Origin of the sequence: Saccharopolyspora erythraea (assembly GCF_018141105.1) — a bacterium.
GTDB classification, from domain to species: Bacteria; Actinomycetota; Actinomycetes; order Mycobacteriales; family Pseudonocardiaceae; genus Saccharopolyspora_D; species Saccharopolyspora_D erythraea_A.
Genome location: NZ_CP054839.1, coordinates 450,714 through 468,024, shown reverse-complemented (window position 1 = coordinate 468,024; position 17,311 = coordinate 450,714). Strand labels below are relative to the sequence as shown.

Annotated in this window: 15 protein-coding genes; 1 reads left to right on the top strand and 14 read right to left on the bottom strand. The window is 71.4% G+C overall.

What is annotated here, in order from left to right:
• Positions 1-287: 287 nt before the first annotated feature.
• The 13 genes from HUO13_RS02195 to HUO13_RS02135 all read right to left on the bottom strand — a co-directional run bounded on the left by HUO13_RS02195 (position 288) and on the right by HUO13_RS02135 (position 15,673).
• Positions 288-2,849, bottom strand: coding sequence for an ATP-dependent Clp protease ATP-binding subunit (locus HUO13_RS02195; RefSeq protein WP_211899836.1), 2,562 nt, complete (start codon positions 2,847-2,849; stop codon positions 288-290).
• Between the two features lie 277 nt (positions 2,850-3,126).
• Positions 3,127-3,981: an ABC transporter ATP-binding protein gene (locus tag HUO13_RS02190; protein ID WP_249124398.1), complete on the bottom strand. Its 855-nt coding sequence runs from the start codon at positions 3,979-3,981 to the stop codon at positions 3,127-3,129.
• Positions 3,978-5,063: a FecCD family ABC transporter permease gene (locus HUO13_RS02185; protein WP_211899835.1), complete on the bottom strand. Its 1,086-nt coding sequence runs from the start codon at positions 5,061-5,063 to the stop codon at positions 3,978-3,980. The genes HUO13_RS02190 and HUO13_RS02185 overlap by 4 nt, the downstream gene beginning before the upstream one ends.
• Positions 5,060-6,130, bottom strand: a complete 1,071-nt coding sequence (locus HUO13_RS02180; RefSeq protein WP_249124397.1) for a FecCD family ABC transporter permease — start codon at positions 6,128-6,130, stop codon at positions 5,060-5,062. The genes HUO13_RS02185 and HUO13_RS02180 overlap by 4 nt, the downstream gene beginning before the upstream one ends.
• A 509-nt stretch (positions 6,131-6,639) precedes the next feature.
• Positions 6,640-6,990: a histone-like nucleoid-structuring protein Lsr2 gene (locus tag HUO13_RS02175; RefSeq protein WP_009946420.1), complete on the bottom strand. Its 351-nt coding sequence runs from the start codon at positions 6,988-6,990 to the stop codon at positions 6,640-6,642.
• A gap of 166 nt (positions 6,991-7,156) precedes the next feature.
• Positions 7,157-8,680: a lysine--tRNA ligase gene (lysS, locus tag HUO13_RS02170; protein ID WP_211899834.1), complete on the bottom strand. Its 1,524-nt coding sequence runs from the start codon at positions 8,678-8,680 to the stop codon at positions 7,157-7,159.
• Between the two features lie 76 nt (positions 8,681-8,756).
• Complete coding sequence (locus HUO13_RS02165; RefSeq protein ID WP_211899833.1) at positions 8,757-9,554, bottom strand: type III pantothenate kinase; 798 nt, start codon at positions 9,552-9,554, stop codon at positions 8,757-8,759.
• A 55-nt stretch (positions 9,555-9,609) separates the two neighbouring features.
• On the bottom strand, positions 9,610-10,101 hold the full coding sequence (gene panD / locus HUO13_RS02160; protein WP_211899832.1) for an aspartate 1-decarboxylase: 492 nt from the start codon (positions 10,099-10,101) through the stop codon (positions 9,610-9,612).
• 52 nt (positions 10,102-10,153) lie between these two features.
• Positions 10,154-11,062, bottom strand: a complete 909-nt coding sequence (gene panC, locus HUO13_RS02155) for a pantoate--beta-alanine ligase (protein WP_211899831.1) — start codon at positions 11,060-11,062, stop codon at positions 10,154-10,156.
• Positions 11,063-11,132: 70 nt separating this feature from the next.
• Entirely contained in the window at positions 11,133-12,044 is a 912-nt protein-coding gene (locus HUO13_RS02150) for a Rossmann-like and DUF2520 domain-containing protein (protein ID WP_282975725.1), read from the bottom strand.
• Between the two features lie 136 nt (positions 12,045-12,180).
• A complete protein-coding gene (locus HUO13_RS38000; protein ID WP_211899829.1) occupies positions 12,181-13,764 on the bottom strand; it encodes a PrsW family glutamic-type intramembrane protease in 1,584 nt (527 codons plus the stop codon).
• A gap of 53 nt (positions 13,765-13,817) precedes the next feature.
• Positions 13,818-15,029 (bottom strand): DUF6779 domain-containing protein, encoded by a 1,212-nt coding sequence (locus HUO13_RS02140; protein WP_249124394.1) that lies wholly within the window; start codon positions 15,027-15,029, stop codon positions 13,818-13,820.
• Positions 15,030-15,211: 182 nt separating this feature from the next.
• Positions 15,212-15,673, bottom strand: coding sequence for a DUF3180 domain-containing protein (locus HUO13_RS02135; protein ID WP_211902599.1), 462 nt, complete (start codon positions 15,671-15,673; stop codon positions 15,212-15,214).
• Positions 15,674-15,787: 114 nt separating this feature from the next.
• Here HUO13_RS02135 and HUO13_RS02130 point away from each other — a divergent pair, with 114 nt between their 5' ends.
• Complete coding sequence (locus tag HUO13_RS02130; RefSeq protein ID WP_211899827.1) at positions 15,788-16,732, top strand: MerR family transcriptional regulator; 945 nt, start codon at positions 15,788-15,790, stop codon at positions 16,730-16,732.
• Between the two features lie 67 nt (positions 16,733-16,799).
• On the opposite strand, the gene folK is transcribed toward HUO13_RS02130, so the two are convergent.
• A complete protein-coding gene (gene folK, locus HUO13_RS02125; protein WP_211899826.1) occupies positions 16,800-17,303 on the bottom strand; it encodes a 2-amino-4-hydroxy-6-hydroxymethyldihydropteridine diphosphokinase in 504 nt (167 codons plus the stop codon).
• Positions 17,304-17,311 lie beyond the last annotated feature (8 nt).

Below are 17,311 nucleotides of genomic sequence, written 5' to 3'. Positions count from 1 at the left end.
GGCTGCGGTCCGTTCGGAGCCCTGGTTCTCATCCCGCCGACCTCCACAAGGGCTATCAGACCGCGTCAAGGGGGCCGGTATTCGAGGCATCCTGCGGCTCGCGTCCAGCGGGCCCCCTTGACCCGGCCTGATCGGGCTGGCGCCAGGTCGACGGGATGAGAACTGAGGCTCCTCTCTCGTGGTGAGCCACAAGTTGGCCCGAGCGGGGCGACGCCGTCGCCGCGGTGGAGGCACAACGCGAAGTGGCCCCCGCACCGTTCGGTGCGGGGGCCACTGCCGCTGCTACGTCACTCCTGGTCGGAGGTGCCTTCCGACTTGTCGTCGGTCGACGAGCCGGTGGAGCCGGCGAGGTCGACCGGTGGGGCGTCGGGCACCAGCGACGGCTTGGTCTCACCGCGGAAGGTGAAGTGGGCCTTGTCGTCGGAGCCTTCGCCGTCCCAGCCCTCGACGTCGACGATGACGATCTGGCCCGGCTCGATCTCGCCGAACAGGATCTTCTCCGAGAGCTTGTCCTCGATCTCGCGCTGGATGGTCCGGCGCAGCGGCCGGGCCCCCAGCACCGGGTCGAACCCGCGCTTGGCCAGCAGCTTCTTGGCCAGCGTGGTCAGCTCCAGCGACATGTCCTTGCCCTTGAGGGCCTTTTCCACCCGCGCGCCCAGCAGGTCGACCATCTGGATGATCTCGGCCTCGGTGAGCTGGTGGAACACGATCACGTCGTCGATGCGGTTGAGGAACTCCGGCCGGAAGTGCTTCTTCATCTCCTCGTTGACCTTGCTCTTCATCCGCTCGTAGTTCGACTCGGAGTCGGTGCCGGCGGAGAAGCCCAGGCCCACGGCCTTGGAGATGTCCTGGGTGCCCAGGTTCGAGGTGAAGATCAGCACCGTGTTCTTGAAGTCCACCGTGCGGCCCTGACCATCGGTCAGGCGGCCGTCCTCCAGCACCTGCAGCAGGGTGTTGTAGATCTCCTGGTGGGCCTTCTCGATCTCGTCGAACAACACCACCGAGAACGGCTTGCGGCGCACCTTCTCGGTGAGCTGACCGCCCTCCTCGTAGCCGACGTAGCCCGGAGGGGCACCGAACAGCCGCGAGGCGGTGTAGCGGTCGTGGAACTCGCCCATGTCGATCTGCACCAGCGCGTCGTCGTCGCCGAACAGGAACTCCGCCAGCGCCTTGGACAGCTCGGTCTTACCGACACCGGACGGGCCGGCGAAGATGAACGACCCCGACGGCCGCTTCGGGTCCTTCAACCCGGCACGGGTGCGCCGGATCGCCTGCGAGACCGCCTTGACCGCGTCGTCCTGGCCGATGATCCGCTTGTGCAGCTCGTCCTCCATGCGGAGCAGACGCGTGGTCTCCTCCTCGGTGAGCTTGAACACCGGGATACCCGTCCAGTTCGCCAGCACCTCGGCGATCTGCTCGTCATCCACCTCGGCGACGACGTCGAGGTCGCCCGCCTTCCACTGCTTCTCGCGCTCGTCCTTCTGCCCGAGGAGCTGCTTCTCCTCGTCGCGCAGGCGGGCGGCCCGCTCGAAGTCCTGCGCGTCGATCGCGGACTCCTTGTCGCGGCGCACGTCGGCGATCTTCTCGTCGAACTCGCGCAGGTCCGGCGGAGCGGTCATGCGGCGGATGCGCATCCGCGCGCCGGCCTCGTCGATCAGGTCGATCGCCTTGTCCGGCAGGAAGCGGTCGTTGATGTAGCGATCGGCCAGCGTCGCAGCGGAGACCAGCGCGCCGTCGGTGATGGACACCCGGTGGTGCGCCTCGTAGCGGTCGCGCAGGCCCTTGAGGATCTCGATGGTGTGTTCCAGCGAGGGCTCGCCGACCTGGATCGGCTGGAAGCGGCGCTCCAGGGCCGGGTCCTTCTCGACGTACTTGCGGTACTCCTCCAGCGTGGTCGCACCGATCGTCTGGAGCTCGCCGCGAGCCAGCATCGGCTTGAGGATGCTCGCCGCGTCGATGGCGCCCTCGGCGGCACCCGCGCCCACCAGGGTGTGGATCTCGTCGATGAACAGGATGATGTCGCCGCGGGTCTTGATCTCCTTGAGCACCTTCTTCAGGCGCTCCTCGAAGTCACCGCGGTAGCGCGAACCAGCGACCAGCGAACCCAGGTCGAGGGTGTAGAGCTGCTTGTCCTTGAGCGTCTCGGGCACCTCGCCCTTGACGACCTTCTGCGCCAGGCCCTCGACCACGGCGGTCTTGCCGACGCCCGCCTCGCCGATGAGCACCGGGTTGTTCTTGGTGCGCCGCGAGAGGACCTGCATGATCCGCTCGATCTCCTTCTCGCGACCGATGACCGGGTCGAGCTTGGACTCGCGGGCGCTCTGCGTCAGGTTGCGGCCGAACTGGTCCAGCACCAGTGACGACGACGGGGTGCCCTCGCCGCGGCCGCCTGCCTCGGCCGGCTCCTTGCCCTGGTAGCCCGACAGCAGCTGCAGCACCTGCTGGCGAACCCGGTTGAGGTCCGCGCCGAGCTTGACCAGCACCTGCGCGGCCACGCCCTCGCCCTCGCGGATCAGGCCCAGCAGGATGTGCTCGGTCCCGATGTAGTTGTGCCCCAGCTGCAGCGCCTCGCGCAGCGACAGCTCCAGCACCTTCTTCGCCCGCGGGGTGAACGGGATGTGACCGCTCGGAGCCTGCTGACCCTGGCCGATGATCTCCTCGACCTGCTGGCGCACGCCCTCAAGCGCGATACCCAGCGACTCCAGCGCCTTGGCGGCGACACCCTCACCCTCGTGGATCAAGCCCAGGAGGATGTGCTCGGTGCCGATGTAGTTGTGGTTGAGCATCCGGGCCTCTTCCTGGGCCAGGACGACCACCCGCCTCGCGCGGTCGGTGAACCTCTCGAACATTCGCACTCCCTGACTGCTGCGCCGGCGGTCTGTTGCCGGGACACGGCTCCTGTTACGCCGAGGCCCGCGTTGGGTTCAGCACTCTTCCCGACCACTGTAGTAGTCCGACCCCATCGCGGTCCGTGCCCGCTGGCGGCCTGCTCTTCACATTCTCGTACGACACACTCCGCAACGACCCGCTGGCCTGCGGCATTCCGGCTTCGACCTGGTCAGGCGACGTTGTCCGCTGAGCGCGAACAGCACCGAGGACCCTCGGTCGCACCTTCACCCGAAAGAGTCAGCCGCCGTTCGTCATCCGCCGTCCACCGACCGGGACGACCATCGGGGTGCCCACCACGGGATCGGCGATGACCCGGGCTTTCAGGCCGAACACCTCGGCCAGCAGCTCCTCGGTGAGCACCTCGTCGGGGGCCCCCTCGGCGACGATCGCACCGTCCTTCATCGCCACCAGCCGGTCCGCGTAGCGGGCGGCCAGGTTGAGGTCGTGCAGGACCATCACGACGGTACGCCCGCTGTCGTCGTGCAGCCGACCGATCAGGTCCAGCACGTCCACCTGGTGGGAGAGGTCGAGGTAGGTCGTGGGCTCGTCCAGCAGCAGCAGGTCGGTGCCCTGGGCCAGCGCCATCGACAGCCATGCGCGCTGGCGCTGGCCGCCGGAGAGCTCGTCGACGGTGCGCTCGGCCAGGTCCTCGATGCCGGTCATGCCCAGCGCCTCGGCGACCGCGGTCTCGTCGTCGGAGGACCACTGCCGGTACCAGGACTGGTGCGGGTGCCGCCCGCGCGCGACCAGGTCGGCCACGGTCAGCCCCTCCGGCGCCTGCGGCGACTGCGGCAGCAGGCCCAGGACCTTCGCGACGTCCTTGGTCGCCATCTTGTGGATGTGCTTGCCGTCGAGCAGCACGCTGCCCCGCTGCGGGTGCAGCAGCCTGCCCAGCGCGCGCAGCAGGGTCGACTTGCCGCAGCCGTTCGGCCCGATCACGGCGGTGATGGTGCCGTCGACGACGTCGACGTCCAGGCCGTCGACGACGACCCGCTCCCCGTAGCCCAGCTTGAGGTCCCTGGCGTGCAGCCGCTGCCTGCCGTCCTCGGCGGCGGCCGTGCCGGTTCGCTGGGTGGAGACTCCCGGTGTCATGCGCGGACCTCCCGGTACCGACGGACGAGCAGGTAGATCAGGTAAGGGGCGCCCAGCACCGAGGTGACGATGCCTACGGGCATCTCGATGCCGCCGAAGGCGGTGCGCGAGATCAGGTCCGATCCGACGACCAGCGCGGCGCCGAGCACCATCGACGTCAGCAGCGGCGGCATGGCGGTGCGGGCCAGCCGCAGCGCGATCTGCGGCACCGCCAGCGCGACGAACTGGATCGGCCCGGCCGCGGCAGTCGCCACCGCGGCCAGCAGGACGGCGGCGATCAGCAGCGCGCCGCGGGCGGCGTCCATCCGGATGCCCAGGCCGCGAACGGTGTCGTCGTCGAACTGCAGCGCGCCCAGCACGTGCGCCCCGACCAGCGTCAGCGGCACCAGCAGGGCCAGCGCGATGGCCACCGGGACGACGTGCTCCCAGCCGCGCGCGTTGAGGCTGCCGGTCAGCCACACCATCGCCCGGCCCGCGTCGTTGACGTCGCCGACCGACAGCAGCCAGTAGGTCGCGTTGCCCGCCAGCGCGCTCATGCCGACACCGACGAGCACGAGGCGGTAGGAGTCGACGCCGTTGCGGTAGGACAGCGCGTACACCGCCAGGCCCACGAGGAGCCCGCCGGCCAGCGCCACCAGCGGCAGCCCGACCGACTCCAGCGCGCCGGTGATGGTGCCGACGCTGCCGCCGAGCACGATCACCGCGGTGGCCGCGGTGCCCGCGCCCCAGGTGATGCCGAGCATGTCCGGGCTGGCCAGCGGGTTGCGGGCGATGGCCTGCATGACCGCCCCCGCCGCGCCGAGCGCGGCGCCAACCAGCAGGCCGGTCAGCGAGCGCGGCATCCGCAGCTCCCAGATGATCACCTGCCCCGCCCGGTCGCCGCCGCCGACCAGCGTGCTGAGCACCTCGGCCGGGCTGATCTGGTACTCCCCCAGCCCGACGTTGAGCACGAAGAGCAGCAGTAGCAGCGCCAGCCCGGCGAGCAGCACCAGCGCCGGCCGCAACCGCAGCACACCGGAGACCGGGCCCACCCGCACGGACGTGCGGCCCGCGACCGCCGGCGTCTGCACAGTCCGGGTCACAACCGCACCAACTTCCTGCGCCGCACCAGTCCGATGAAGAAGGGGGCGCCGACGACCGCGAGCATCACGCCCACCTGGATCTCGGCGGGCCGGGCGACCAGCCGACCGAGCACGTCGGCCAGCAGCACCACCGACGCGCCCATCAGCGCCGCGAAGGGCAGCAGCCAGCGGTAGTCGGCGCCGGTGAAGAAGCGGGCGACGTGCGGCACGATCAGGCCGACGAAGCCGATCGGCCCGCAGATCGCGACCGCCCCGCCGACGAGGACCGCGATGGCCGCGATGCCCAGCCGCCGCGACCACTGCACGCGGTGGCCGAGCGAGCGGGCGACGTCCTCGCCGAGCGAGAGCGCGTTGAGCCCGGAGGCGTTGGCCAGCCCGATCACCACCCCGACCGCCAGGAAAGGAAGCACCTGCCAGATCACCGAGCTGTCGGTGACCGCGATCGAGCCGACCTTCCAGAACCGGTAGGTCTCCAGGCTCTGCTGGTCGACCAGCACCAGCGCCGAGGTGATGGCCTGCAGCAGGTAGCCGATGGCCATGCCGGCCAGCGCCAGCGTGACCGGGGTGGGTCCGCCGCGGCCGATGGAGCCGATGGCGAACACCGCGAGGGCACCCAGCAGCGCGCCGCCGAAGCCGAACCAGATGAAGCCGAACAGGCTGGTGATGCCGAAGACGTAGACCGACAGCACGATGCCCAGCGCCGCGCCGTGGGTGATGCCGAGGATGCCGGGGTCGGCGATGGGGTTGCGGGTGTGGCCCTGCATCAGCGCACCGGCGAGTCCGAGCGCGATCCCGGCCAGCACTCCGACGATCGTGCGCGGCACCCGCAACTCGCGGACGATCAGATCGTTCTCGGTACCGGTGGGCGCGAACAGCGCGCTCCAGACCGCGTCGAGGGACATGGGCTTGGCACCGAGCAACACGCTGAGCAGGCAGCTCAGCAGCAGGAGCAGGGCGAGCACTCCGACACCGACCAGCCGTCTGCGGCGGCGGGCCGCCAGCCGCCCGCCCGCAGCGGGCTCGCGTGCGGCCTCGGGCGGGTCGCCCACGATCGCGCTGCGGCTCACATCCCACTCCCTCTGCCGTCGGCCTGCGTACTTAGGTATGGCGCACCTAGGTTAGGTCGGCCTAAGACTAGCCGACGACACGCGTGGCGACGTCCGGGTCCGGCGAGGCGTGCGCACGCCCGCGCACGAGCGCGCCCATGCCTGCGATGACGGCGGCGTCAGGCGGGCGGGGCCGGTGGACCGCGTCAGCGGGACAGGCCGGCGGGGACGGCCGACTACGGCCGCGGGAAACGCCGGGCGGGGACGGCCACTACGGCCGCGGCATCGAAACGCGCCCGGTAGGGCTCAGCGCCGCCGGAGGCCCGCGGCATGAAGTACCGCCAAAGCCCGCCCGCGCCCCGGCAGGGCCGCCGGGGCACCGCCCGTGGGAAATCGACGCCAAAAGATCGCGAGGCGCCAGCGGTTGGCAAAAACGCGGGATCGGGCCCGCGCAACGTGAAAGACGGTAAGAAACACCGGGGCGTTCCCGGCCACCGAAAGCCGAGAACGCCCCTATCGCGGTGCCGCGTTCAGTTCGCCTTGTGGTACTGCTCCACCACGTCCGCGGGGATACGCCCGCGGTCGGAGACCTTCAGACCCCGCTTCCTGGCCCATTCCCGAATGGCCTGGTTCTGCTCCCGGTCCGCGCTCGTGGAACCACCGGCCGACCGGCCGGCACCGGGACGCGGACCCGGCTTCTTGCGACCGCCCGCACGACGCGCGCTGGAGACGTAGTTCGCCAGGGCGTCCCTCAACTCGGTCGCATTATCGTTGGAAAGGTCGATCTGGTAGGACACGCCGTCCAACGCGAACTCGACGGTTTCATCGGCCTGCCCGCCGTCCAGATCGTCGACAAGGGTGACCGTGACCTTCTGTGCCATCTCGGAAGTCCTCCCCGGAGTTATTAGCAATAACGGGACGTCGGTCAGCTCCGTTCGAGTGCACCAATATCCGTCACCGAGTCATTCTGAGGGGTAGGTTAGCGCAGTAACTGCGCTAACGCACTCACCCCGGCGAGGAAAATTCTGCCGGCCCCGGCCGGGACGGTCATTCCGGACGGACCAGCGGGAACAGGATCGTCTCCCGGATACCGAGGCCGGTCAACGCCATCAACAAGCGGTCGATCCCCATTCCGACGCCGCCGCTGGGTGGCATTCCGTACTCGAGCGCCCGCAGAAAGTCCTCGTCGACGTGCATGGCCTCCTCGTCGCCGGACGCCGCCAGCCTGGCCTGTTCCTCCAACCGGGCGCGCTCGACGACCGGGTCCACCAGTTCGGAGTAGCCGGTCGCAAGCTCGAATCCCCGGGTGTAGAGGTCCCATTTCTCGGCCACACCGGGCTCGCTGCGGTGCTGACGGGTCAGCGGCGCGGTCTCCAGCGGGAAGTCGCGCACGAAGGTCGGCGCGTACAAATGATCGCCCACCAGGTGTTCCCACAGCTCCTCGACGAGCTTTCCGTGCCCGTGGGCCGGGTCGGTCTGCAAACCGACCGAGTCGGCGTGCTTGCGCAGGACGTCCACCGGGGTTTCCGGGGTGATCTCCGAATCCAGGGCCTCGGACAACGAGCCGTACATCGTGACCGACGACCACTCGCCGGACAAGTCGTACTCGGTGCCGTCGAACCAGGTCACCACCTGCGAACCGGTGAGCGCCTCGGCGGCCTCCTGCACCAGCCGCCTGGTCAGCCGAGCCATCCCGTCGTAATCGGAGTACGCCTGGTAGAACTCCAACATGGCGAACTCCGGCGAGTGGGAAGAATCACTTCCCTCGTTGCGGAAGTTCCGGTTGATCTCGAAAACCTTCTCGATGCCGCCCACCACGCAGCGCTTGAGATACAGCTCCGGCGCGATGCGCAGATACAGCTCCATGTCGAAGGCGTTGGAATGCGTCACGAACGGACGGGCCGCGGCACCGCCGTGCAGGGTCTGCAACATCGGGGTCTCGACCTCGATGAAACCCCGTTGCTGGAAGGAATCCCGCAGCGACCGCTGCACGGTGGCCCTTGTTCGCACGGTGTCGGCGGCCTGCTTGCGCACGATCAGGTCGACGTAGCGCTGCCGGACCCGGGTCTCGTCGCCGAGCTCCTTGTGCGCCACCGGCAGCGGGCGCAGCGTCTTGGCCGCCAGCCGCCACTCGTCGGCCATCACCGACAGTTCGCCGCGGCGGGAGGTGATGACCTCGCCGTGCACGAAAACGTGGTCGCCGAGGTCGACGTCGCTCTTCCAGGCGGCCAGCGCGTCCTCGCCGACCTGCTTGAGGCTGAGCATCGCCTGCAGTTCGGTGCCGTCGCCGCCGCGGAGCGTGGCGAAGCAGAGTTTTCCGGTGTTGCGCAGGAACATCACCCGGCCCGCGACACCGACCTGGTCCCCGGTGTAGGTGTCCGGGGCGAGGTCGGGGTGGGCGGCGCGCACCTCGGCCAGGGTGTGCGTGATCGGCAGATTCACCGGATAGGGGTCGACACCCCCGGCCAGCATTCGCTCCCGCTTCTCCCGCCGGACCCGGAGCTGTTCGGGCAGGTCGTCGACGCCCTCGGCGTCCGCGGCGGTGGGGATGGAACGGTCCTGGTCAGTCACGGGCAACAAGGGTACGTACCTGCTCACGGCGACTTGACACCAGGCGTCGGACCGCGCTCGGGGCGCGGCGGCGGTCTCAGGAACCGAAGTTGCGGTCGTACACCAGGCGCAGGCCCAGCAGGGTCAGGTCCGGCACGTGGTGGGAGATGGTGTCCGACTCGGTCACCACCAGCGGCGCCAGCCCGCCGGTGCCGATAACCGTCGTCGGCCCGCCGTGGGTGGACTCCAGCTCCGCCACGATGCGGCGCACCAGGCCGTCCACCTGGCCGGCGAACCCGTAGAGGATGCCCGACTGGAGGCACTCCACGGTGTTCTTGCCGATCACCGAGCGCGGCCGCACCAGCTCGACCTTGCGCAGCTGCGCCGCGCGGGAGGCCAGCGCGTCCAGCGAGATCTCGATGCCGGGCGCGAACGCGCCGCCGAGGAACTCGCCCTTGGCCGAGATGGCGTCGACGTTGGTCGAGGTTCCGAAGTCGACGACCACGCAGTTCGACGCGTGCAGGTGGTGGGCGGCCAGCGTGTTGATCACCCGGTCCGCCCCCACCTCCTTCGGGTTGTCGACCAGCAGCGGGACCCCGGTGCGCACGCCCGGCTCGACGACCACCCGCGGCACGTCGCTCCAGTAGCGGCCGAGCATCACCCGCAGCTCGCGCAGCAACGACGGCACCGTGGACAGCGCCGAGATGCCGGTGATCCGGTCGGCGTAGGAGCCGAGGAGCCCGCGCACGGTCAGCGCCAGCTCGTCGGCGGTCATCCGCGGCTCGGTGCGCATCCGCCAGTCCCGGACCAGCACCGGGTCGACGCCCTCCGCCGGTTCGTCGGCGTAGAGACCGAGCACGATGTTGGTGTTACCGACGTCGATGGCGAGCAGCACCGTCTTCCCTTCCCTTGGCGTGTCGTGCGGGGCGCGGCCGCCCGCTGGGCGTCGATCAGTGCTCGGGCTGCTGGAGCAGGGCGTCGAGCTTGGCCGCGTCGTCGGTCTCGGCGCCGGCCTCGGTGATCGCCGAGGTGACCGAGGCGGCCGTGCTGGCAAGCCCGGAGCCCACCGGGGCGTGGCCCGGGTCCTGACCGCGCTCGACGATCCGGTTGTCGGCGTCGACGAAGATCACCTTCGGCCGCACCGACCGCGCCTCCAGCTCGTCCATCACCCCGTAGGAGATCAGGATCACCAGGTCGCCGGGCTCGATCAGGTGCGCGGCGGCACCGTTGATGCCGATCACACCCGACCCGCGCTCGCCGGTGATCACGTAGGTCTCCAGCCGCGCGCCGTTGGTGACGTCGACGATCGCCACCTGCTCGCCTTCGAGCAGGTCGGCGGCGTCCATCAGGTCGGCGTCGACGGTGACCGACCCGACGTAGTGCAGGTCGGCCTGGGTGACCGTGGCTCGGTGGATCTTGGACTTCAGCATCGTGCGGAACATCGCAGACCTCCTTCGGGGGGAGCCGGACCGCTGGCCTCGTTTCGGGGGTGGCTCAGGGCCGGCTGTCGCCCTGGTCGCCGAGCAGCACCAGGGCGTTGTCGATCAGTCTGGTCTCGCCGACCTTCGCCGCGACCAGCAACCGGGCCTCGCCCTCGGCGGGGGCGGCGCCGAGTTCGGTGTCCCGTAGTTCCAGGTAGTCCGGCCGCACCAGCGGCTCGGTGGCCAGCACCTCGCGGGCGGCCCGCAGCACCGCCTCCGCCCCGTCGCGGCCCGCGTGCGCGCCCGCGGCCAGCGCCGCCGACAGCGCGAGCGCGGCCCGGCGCTGCTCGTCGCTGAGGTAGACGTTGCGCGAGGAGAGGGCGAGCCCGTCGGGCGCCCGCACGATCGGGATGCCCTGGATCGCGGTGTCGAGGTTCAGCTCGCGCGCCATCCGCCGGATGAGCACCAGCTGCTGGTAGTCCTTCTCGCCGAACAGCGCCAGGTCGGGGCGGACGATGCCGAGCAGCTTCGCCACGACGGTCAGCACTCCGGCGAAGTGCCCCGGCCTGCTGGCGCCCTCGAGCTCGTCGCCCAGCGGTCCGGGGTGGACGGTGATCTGCGGATCCGGGCCGTAGACCTCGTCGCGGTCCGGTGCGAAGACCAGCTCGACACCCTCGGCGCGGCACGCCTCGACGTCGGCGTCGAAGGTGCGCGGGTAGCGGGTGAAGTCCTCGCCGGGCCCGAACTGCAGCGGGTTCACGAAGATCGACACGACCACGACGCTGTTGGAGTCGCGGCGCGCGCGGCGGACCAGCTCCAGGTGGCCCTCGTGCAGCGCGCCCATCGTGGGCACCAGCGTGATCCTGCGCCCGGTCGCGCGCAGCGCCCGGGTGACCTTGGCCAGCTCGGCGGGACGGTCGTGCACGGTCAGCGCGCCCGGGGCGAAGCCCGGACCCGCGCCGACCCTCTCGGGTGCGGTCATCGCAGCTCCTCGGCGGCTCGGGGAACACCCGCGCGAGGGGTGTCGTTCAGCGGACGCCCGGACGGGTGGCTCACGGCTCCCCCTCCAGCGCGTCGCGCACGTCGGATGCCATGTCGGCGCGCAGCACGCCCGAACGCACGGCGCGCTCGGCGGTCCGCTTCGCCAGCGCCCGGTAGCCGGGCACCGCGTCGGGGTCGTCGTCGTTGAGCGCCGCCAGGTGCGCGCGCACCGTGCCCGCGTCGCCGCGCATCACCGGTCCGGTGATGGCGCGGTCGCCGAAGCGCAGCGCGTTGTCCAGCGACGCCGACAGGATTGGCGCCATCACCCGGTCGGGGATCTCCACCCCGGCGTCGCGCAGCAGGTCCGCGCAGTCGTTGACCAGGGTGATCAGGTGGTTGGCGCCGTGGGTCAGCGCGGCGTGGTAGAGCCTTCGCGCCTGCTCGGGAACCCGGACCGGCTCCATGCCCAGCTCCAGCGCCAGGGCCTCGGCGACGCTCCAGCCCGCCTCGTCCTCGCCCGACGCGGTCACAGCCATGCAGGCGGTCGCCAGGCGCTCGACGTCCTCGGCGCGGCCGGTGAAGGTCATGGCCGGGTGCAGCGCCAGCGACAGCGCGCCGATCTCGGTAGCGGCCGAAAGCACGTCGGCGCCGTGCGCGCCGCAGGTGTGGACAACGATCTGCCCCGCGCGCAGCGAGCCGGTGGCGACCAGACCGCGCGTCAGGCCGGCGATCGCGTCGTCGGGCACCGCCAGCAGCACCAGGTCGGCCTGGGCGGCGACGTCGTCGGGCGGCAGCACCGGCACGCCCGGCAGCAGTTCCTCGGCCCGCCGCAGCGACGCGGCCGACACTCCGGACACCGCCACGACCTGGTGACCCGCACGGTGCAGGGCCGCGCCGAGCACGGCACCGACCCTCCCCGCGGAGATCACTCCGACCCGGAGCCGGGGGCCCTCTCCGCGCCTAGGCGGGCGACCAGCAGCCACGTTCGTCCTCCCAACCGTTCCAGTCCCGTCTGCCGGGTACCGGACAGCAGCGCGAGAGTAGCCCGAAAACATGCGCGTCGTGCCACCCGGGTGGCACGACGCACAGCGGATGCGGCTGATGCCGCGGCGCCGCCGGTCAGCCGCCCTGCGGCGGGACCGGCCCGTTCTCCGGCGGACGACGCGACCCGTGCTCGGGCGGCGCCGCACCGCGCGGCGGGTGGCCGGGGCCGCGCTCCTGCGGCGGGACCTGGCGGTGGTCCCCCGGCCGGCCGTGGTCCTGGGGCTGGTGCGGTCCGCGCTCCTGGGCGGGGGACGGGACCTGGTGCTGGGACGGGAACCGGCTCTGGTCCTGGGCCGGGAACCGGCCGTGGTCCGGGGAGGCGTGCGGGCCGCGCTCCTGCGGGGGCACCTGCTCCGGAGGCGTTCCGTGGATCGGCGGGCCGACCGGAGTGCTCCGCTTCGGACGCACCGGCCCGTCCGACCGGCGCGGGCGCTTGAGGTTGAGCTGGGTCAGCTCGTGGATCTTGATCCGCGCGGTCTGGATCGCCTGCTGGCTGCCCGCGGCCGACCGCCGGGCGTGCTTGAGGTCCTCGATCAGCTTCTCCCGCCGCGCCCGGCGGACGGCGCTGGTGGTGCGCCCCTCGGACGCGCGGTGCTGGAGGAACGCCAGCTCCGTGACGGCGATCTGGTAGTCGCGGACCGCCTTGGCGGCCTCGCCGCCTGCGCTGCGCCGGACCTTGCGCAGCCAGCCCCGGCGCCCCGCAAGGCTCGCCAGCATCTCGACCTCGCTGCGCACGATCAGCCCGGCGCGCTGCAGCACCGGCAGCTGCTCGGCGACGATCCGCTGCTCGCGCCTGCGCTGCCAGAGCACGATCCACCCGGTGCCGAAGAAGATCGGAACCATGAACAGGAAGTAGATGTTGAGGAACTCGACCCCGCCGAGCAGCGTCGAGGCGTTCCACACCGCGTGCAGCACCACCGCGGCGATGAACCCGAACACCGGCCACAGCACCCGCATCCGGCGGTTGGTGGTCCGCGAGGCGATACCGATCCCGATGCCGACCATCGCGGTGAACAGCGGGTGCGAGAACGGAGCGAGCACCCCGCGCAGGATGAACACCGCGACAACGCCGCCGCTGACGCCGCCGAGACCGCCCTCCGCGAAGGCCTTGCCGAAGTAGAGGATGTTCTCGGTGAAGGCGAAGCCCGCCGCGGTCAGCGCCGCGTAGACGATGCCGTCGACCATCCCGTTGAACTCGGCCCGGCGGCGGAACCACAGGCCGACCACGAACAGCGCCTTGGCGGCCTCCTCCACCAGCGGCGCCATCACGGCCAGGCTGAAGAAGCGGTGGTCGTTGGCCCCCAGCAGCAGGTCACCCAGCCCGGTGACGGCGTCGTTGAGCATCAGCGCGCACGCGGTGGCTCCGCCGGCTCCCCACAGGAACGCGCCGAGCAGCAGCAGCGGCGGCTCCGGCTCCCAGCGGTCGATCCAGACGATCGCGGCGAAGACCACCCCGACCGGCAGCAGCGCGGCGACCGCGCCGACGAGAGCGGGCAACGAACCGACTCTGGAGGTCGTCACGCCGACCATCACGAGGCCGCAGATCCCGAGCACGATCAGGCCCGCGATCGGCCACCCGACGACGTGGTGCTTGCGGGTCTGGAGCCGGCGCGCCCCGGAGAGGTCGGGCGCCGGCTCCCGAAGATCAGGTGTGGACACGACAAAACCCTAAAACGCCGAGCCGTCCACCGGCATCGGACCGTCCGTTGACGTCATTCCTTCCGGCGGCGCCTGCGCTTGGTCCCGCCCGAGCCGCCGTAGGCGGCCAGCAGCTCGTCCACCGAGGTCCCCTCGGCGTGCGCACCCGCATCCACCTGCGGAGACGGCTCATCGACGGGCTTGGGCGCGGGCACCTTGCGGGTCGTTTCGGCGGCCGGAGCCTCTTTACCCGATCGGGCCTGCTGGCCGGAACGCGAACCGGCCGCGTCCGGACGCTCGTACTGCGGCTTCTCCCGCCTGGCGGGCGCCGGGTGCGCGGCGTGGGTCTCGTTGCGCGCGGGCTGGGGCTTCGGACGCGGGGGACGGGTGGGCCTGCGGCGCTGCTCGTCCCGCGGCGGCTCGCCGCCGAGGCGGTTGATCAGCTCGGTGTTCTGCGCGCCGCCCGCCTGCCCGCTCGTGCCTCCCGGCGCGGGGATGGGGTCGGTGATCGGCGTGGAGCCGCCACCCGCGTGGCCCCGCTTCCCGCCGGCGGGCGTCGTCCCGGCCCCCTTGGCCGGAGGGGCGCCCTTCACCGGACCCGCACCCGCGGCAGGAGCCGCGCCGGTGGCCGACACCGTGCCGTTGACGGTCGTGGGCGGGACGCTCCCGGCGGGGCCCGCCGGCGCGGCCGTGCCACCCGTCTGCGTGATGACGCCACCGGTGAGCCTGCCGTTGACGTGTCCGCCGGGCCCCGAGGTCAGCTCACGGCCCCAGCTCTGCTGGATCGACGTGCTCTGCGCGCTCGTCCCGCCGTTGTCGGTCAGCGACCGCACCCTGGTCGACTCCGCCCGCAGCGCGATCCGCTCGAACAGGACGTCACCGCCGAGCATCTGCTCCAGGCTCTCCCGCAGGTTGCGCAGCTCGGTCTTGAGCGCCTGGATCTCGCTGTCGGACTCCTCGGCGGCCCGGCGGCGCGCCTCGGCCTCGGCCTCCAGCTCGAACTCGCGGCGGGCCGCCACCTCGCGTTCCAGCTCCAGCTCGTAGATGCGTTGCTGCTCGGCGGCGCGTTCGGCGTCCTCGGCCGCGCGCCCGCGCAGGCGCGCCACCGCGAAGGCCGCGATCAGCGCCGACCACAACGCCGCGACCAGGCCGAGCTTGAGCAGCCTGGAGTCGTTGCTGAGCACGAGGACCGCGGTAGCGGCCGCGGCGAGGAAAACCGCACCGACCCACAGCGCCGTCGCACGCCCGTCTCGCGACGCGGATTCGGTACTGCCACGGTCGGACATGGGCACCACGGTACCGGGCGTTTATCTGTTCGAGACCTGGAGGCGAACAACGCGGCTCCACTTTGGTCTGATCGGCCCACTCTCGAACACCCGATCAACGCATCCGGACGGGCCCGATTTCCGCGCCCCGGCCGCCAATCCCCGTCCCCACCACCGGCCGTTCAGTCCCCGCCATCGGCCATTCAGTCCTCGTCGAGCGGTTCCTCGGGCTCGTCGGGGTTGCGCAGGCAGTGCTCCAGCCACAGCCCCGCCGCGACCAGCGCGGCCGCGCTGACCAGACCGACCACCGCGGCGACGGTGTCGGCGCCGGCCGCCTGCACGGTCCCGCGCTCCGGCAGCAGGTAGGCCAGCAGGCCGACCCACACCCCGCCCATGATCGCCCCGGCCAGCGACGACGCCTTCGCCAGCGCCACCGCGCGCGCCGCCGTCAGCGGGTCGACCGGCTCGGTGCCCGGCCTGCGCTTGATCCGCGGGCGCATGGTCAGCGCGAACACGACGTCGATCAGCGCGATCAGCAGCAGGGTCGCCCCGGCGAACGTCGGCAGCTGCGGCAGCACCCCGTAGGCCATCCGGACGAGCAGGTAGACCAGGACCGCCGCGACCAGGGCAGCCGCCACCAGTTGCCGTGGTTTGGTGAAGGACATGTGTTCGTGCTGCGGGTCCACGCCACAAGCATCCCACCCGCACCGCCGCTGACGGCAACGGCGGAGAATCAGCGCTTGAGTCTCCCCCTGCTGGAGGGTCGAAGGTGCTTTGACGTGGACGACACCAGGCTCTACACGATCGGCGAACTCGCCAGGCGCACCGGCCTGCCGGTGAAGACGATCCGGTTCTACTCCGACAGCGGCGTGGTGCCGCCCACCGACCGCACGCACTCGGGCTACCGCCTCTACGACGTCTCGGCGATCTCGAAGCTGGAACTGGTCCGCACGCTGCGCGAGCTGGGGGCCGGTCTGGACGAGGTCCGCAGCGTCCTGGAGCGCGAGACCACGCTGCCGAAGCTGGCCGAAGCGCACCTCGCACTGCTGGAAGAGCAGATGCGGTTGCTGCGGACCCGCCGGGCGGTGCTGCGCGCGGTCGTGAAACTGCGCCGCACGACCGAAGAGGTGAGACTCATGCACAAGCTGGCCAAGATGTCGGACTCCGAGCGCAACCGGCTCATCGACGAGTTCTGGGACGAGATGACCGAGGGGCTCAACATCAACCCCGACTTCGCCGAGTGGATGCGTTCGGCCAAGCCCAACCTCCCCGAGGACCCGTCGACCGAGCAGGTCGAGGCGTGGATCGAGCTCGCGGAGCTGGTCGCCGACCCGGACTTCCGGCACCTGGTCCGCAGCGCCTCTCAGGAGCACTCCGACCGCAGGGACGCCGGGGAGTCGATGAGCGGTCCGGCGCCGGAGGACGCCCACAAGTGGTGGGCGGTCACCGACCAGGCGCGACAGGCCGCCGAGGCGGGCACGTCGCCGGAGGGGCCGGAGGCCGCGGCGCTCGTGGCGCGGATCGTCGAGCTGTCGACGGAGGAGTACGGCAAGCCGGACTCGGCGGAGTTCCGCAACTGGCTGGCCGACCACTACCAGCAGCACGACGAGCGGCTCTCCCGCTACTGGGAGCTGATGGCCACGATCAACGGCTGGCCGCAGCACCCGAACACCGAGGCCGGCTCGAAGTGGCTCGCCGCCGCCCTGCGCGCGTCGGCCAGGTGACCGGGAGCGGGGCCGCCGGGCTCGGAGCGCGGCGGCCCCGCTCCACTTCGGACAAACCGGTTCCCGCTCAGCCGGACGGCCGCAGATCCAGGTCGGCGCGCAGCCGGACCCCGGACACCTCGTCCTCCGGCAACGCCGCGAGCAGCGCGGCGACCGGGCCGCGACCCGGGAGCTGCGCCTCCGGGTCGATCGAGTGCCACGGGATCAGCACGGTCGCCCGGCTGGGCGTGCCGGGGTGCGGCAGCAGCAGCTCGGGGTCGTCGCTGCGGACGTCGTCGACCGACACCACGTCCACGTCCAGCGTCCGCGGGCCCCAGCGCCGCTCCCGCACGCGCTCGGCGGCGCGCTCCAGCTCCTGCCCGCGCCGCAGCCAGCCCCACTCGTCGACGCCGGCCGACTCCACGACGATGACCGCGTTGAGGAAGTCCGGCTGGTCGGTCACGCCCCACGGCGCGGTCTCGTAGACCGGGGACGCCGCGACCAGCACGTCGGAGAAGCCCTCGACGGCCAGCCGCAGGTGCGCCAGCCGGTCACCGAGGTTCGACCCCAACGACAGCACTGCCCTGCTCAACGCGACCT

Coding starts and splice junctions, on each gene's coding strand:
- panC (WP_211899831.1), bottom strand. CDS start 11,062: ATGACCGCACCCGAGAGGGTCGGCGCGGGTCCGGGCTTCGCCCCGGGC.
- panD (WP_211899832.1), bottom strand. CDS start 10,101: ATGTTCCGCACGATGCTGAAGTCCAAGATCCACCGAGCCACGGTCACC.
- HUO13_RS02135 (WP_211902599.1), bottom strand. CDS start 15,673: ATGTCCTTCACCAAACCACGGCAACTGGTGGCGGCTGCCCTGGTCGCG.
- HUO13_RS02190 (WP_249124398.1), bottom strand. CDS start 3,981: ATGACACCGGGAGTCTCCACCCAGCGAACCGGCACGGCCGCCGCCGAG.
- HUO13_RS02175 (WP_009946420.1), bottom strand. CDS start 6,990: ATGGCACAGAAGGTCACGGTCACCCTTGTCGACGATCTGGACGGCGGG.
- HUO13_RS02195 (WP_211899836.1), bottom strand. CDS start 2,849: ATGTTCGAGAGGTTCACCGACCGCGCGAGGCGGGTGGTCGTCCTGGCC.
- HUO13_RS02140 (WP_249124394.1), bottom strand. CDS start 15,029: ATGTCCGACCGTGGCAGTACCGAATCCGCGTCGCGAGACGGGCGTGCG.